2 protein-coding genes are annotated in these 2,618 nt (G+C 38.6%); both read left to right on the top strand.

Annotated elements, in window-relative coordinates; all coding sequences use genetic code 11:
- Positions 1-147: 147 nt before the first annotated feature.
- Entirely contained in the window at positions 148-1,707 is a 1,560-nt protein-coding gene (istA, locus tag ACIQ2Z_RS12935) for an IS21 family transposase (RefSeq protein WP_396184581.1), read from the top strand.
- Between the two features lie 69 nt (positions 1,708-1,776).
- The gene (gene istB / locus ACIQ2Z_RS12930; RefSeq protein WP_396184580.1) at positions 1,777-2,475 is read left to right on the top strand and encodes an IS21-like element helper ATPase IstB; all 699 of its coding nucleotides are present in this window, start codon (positions 1,777-1,779) and stop codon (positions 2,473-2,475) included.
- The last annotated feature ends 143 nt before the right edge of the window (positions 2,476-2,618 follow it).

Here is a 2,618-nt window from a genome sequence, read left to right as displayed (position 1 = left end):
TGGATATTCCGGTTCAAAGTGAACACCTAATTCCGGTTTAAACTGTACAGGTGATTCCGGGGCAAACTGTACAGGTAATTCCGGAGCAAAGTGAACAGTTTTTTGATGATGATTTTTAGTTGTATTATGTGGTATAAATCACATAGTATGGCCAATAAAACAATAGGATCAGTTATGATACAAGAAATCATCAGAATGAAGCACAAGGGGTTTTCCAATAGTAAAATAGCCCAAAGCCTTGGCAAATCAAGGACAACCATCTTAAAATACCTTAGTGTTATTGATGTTTCTGGCTTAAAAACCGAGGAACTTTTAAAACTTACAGAGGAAGATTTGTTCGAGCTTTTTGAAGTTCCAAGCAGCCTTGGTACAAGCAACAGAGAGTCTATACACGCTGATTTGCACGCTTTTTTTCCTTATGTAGAGAAGGAGTTAAAACGTGTGGGTGTTACACGGAATATCCTTTGGAAAGAGTATAAAGTAAAGCATCCCGAAGGGGTTATGTATAGCCGATTTTGTGAGCATTACAGTGTGTGGAATAAGAAATCAGAGGGCTATATGCCTACTAATCATAAAGCAGGCGAAAAGCTGTTTATTGATTATGCAGGAAAGAAGTTGCACATAATCGACAGAGAAACAGGCGAAATAAAACCCGTAGAAGTATTTGTAGCCACACTCGGAGCCAGCCAATACACTTACATTGAGGCTTCTCTCACCCAACGAATTCCCGATTTTTTAAGCAGTATACAAAATGCACTGCATTACTTTGGAGGCGTTCCAGCCTGTATTATTCCAGATAATCTCAAATCGGCAGTAACAAAGTCAAGTCGATATGAACCCTTTATAAACGAGCAATTTGCTGGATTTGCTTCATACTACGACACTTCAATAATGCCTGCTCGTCCTTTAAAACCCAAGGATAAATCCTTGGTTGAAGGTGCCGTAAACATTGCCTACACTCGTATCTATGCGGCCTTGCGCAATACCGAATTTTACAGCATCAATGAACTCAATGCTGCCATCAGACTGCTTTTGGAGAACTATAACAAACTGCCTTTTCAGAAGAAAAATCACAGTCGGGCAGATTTGTTTCAAGGAATTGAAAAAGAAGCTTTAAAGCCTTTGCCAACCCAGAATTACGAACTCAGAGAATACAAAACAGCAACAGTTCAGAAAAACTGCCACGTCTTTTATGCCAATGACAAAAACTATTATAGTGTGCCACACGCCTATATTGGCAAAAAAGTAAAGATGATACTTACCCAAAATGTGGTAGAGATCTATCACAACCAAAGCCGTATCGCCTTGCACGGTCGCAGCCAAAAAGCGTATGCATACCTTACCATCAAAGAGCATATGCCAGTTAGTCACACCTACAACAATAATTGGAACCCAGAATATTTTATAAGTTGGGCGGCTAAAATTGGCCCTTCGGCAAAGGAATGTATCGAAAAAATATTGGAGCAAAAACAGTATCCCGAGCAAAACTACAAAAGTTGCGTAGGGGTATTGAATCTAGCCTCCAAAACAAGTAAAGAACGGCTAAACAACGCGTGCAAGAGAGCTTTGCTTTATGAAGCGATTGGTTATAACCCAATCAAAAACATATTAGAAAAAGGACTAGACAAACAACTCGAGGAGCCAAATTTATTCTCCACAGTAACAATCACACACGAGAATATCCGAGGTTCGGAATATTATGCTTAAACAAAACTATAACCCTTTAAATTAGAATTAAATATGAACACCAATGCCACTATCGAAAAGATGCAAAAGATGCGTCTAAACGGAATGAAACGAGCTTATGAATCTTCGTTTGAAACCAGAAACCAAGACTCCTTTACCAATGACGAATTTATCGCCTGGCTTATCGAATCCGAGGACAACCAACGAAACAACAGCAGAACCGAGCGATTACTCAAGAATGCCCGATTCCATTATCAGGCTTCAATAGAAGAAATCAGCTATACTCCAGACCGAGAACTAGATAGAAATTTGCTCACCAGACTCTCCGATTGTTCTTTTATAGATCGTAATGAAAACATAATTGTAACAGGCTGCACGGGTACTGGAAAAAGTTTTTTGGCTACCGCATTGGGGTATCAATGTTGTATCAAGGGCTACAAAGTACTCTATTACAATCTAGGAAAGCTCTTTGCTAAGCTGATGATGGCAAAGGCTGATGGTTCTTATATGAAGGAATTAAGCAGGATTGAAAACTGCGATTTGTTGATTATTGACGATTTTGGTCTCCAAGCCATCAACAACGAAAAACAACTCATTTTAATGGATTTGATTGAAGATAGACATCATAAAAAATCTACTATTTTTTGTTCACAATTGCCGGTAAAAAGTTGGTATGATTTAATCGAAGAAAAAACAATTGCAGACGCAATTTTGGACAGGATTATTCACTCAGCAATCCGCTTTGAACTCAAGGGAGAATCAATGAGAAAAAAAATGAAAAACAACTAAAAAAATTTATCTAATTTTACCATCAGAAATCTTCACAAAAATAACTGTTCAGTTTGCCCCGGAATAGGGTGTACAGTTTCGTCGGAATAAGCACATCACCGCAGCCAAAATCAAAAACAACCCAACACTACCCACTAGCAACG

Origin of the sequence: Flavobacterium sp., from assembly GCF_044361015.1 — a bacterium.
Lineage (GTDB): Bacteria > Bacteroidota > Bacteroidia > Flavobacteriales > Flavobacteriaceae > Flavobacterium.
Note: the sequence above shows the minus strand (reverse complement) of the source record. Positions and strands in the feature narration are given on the sequence as shown.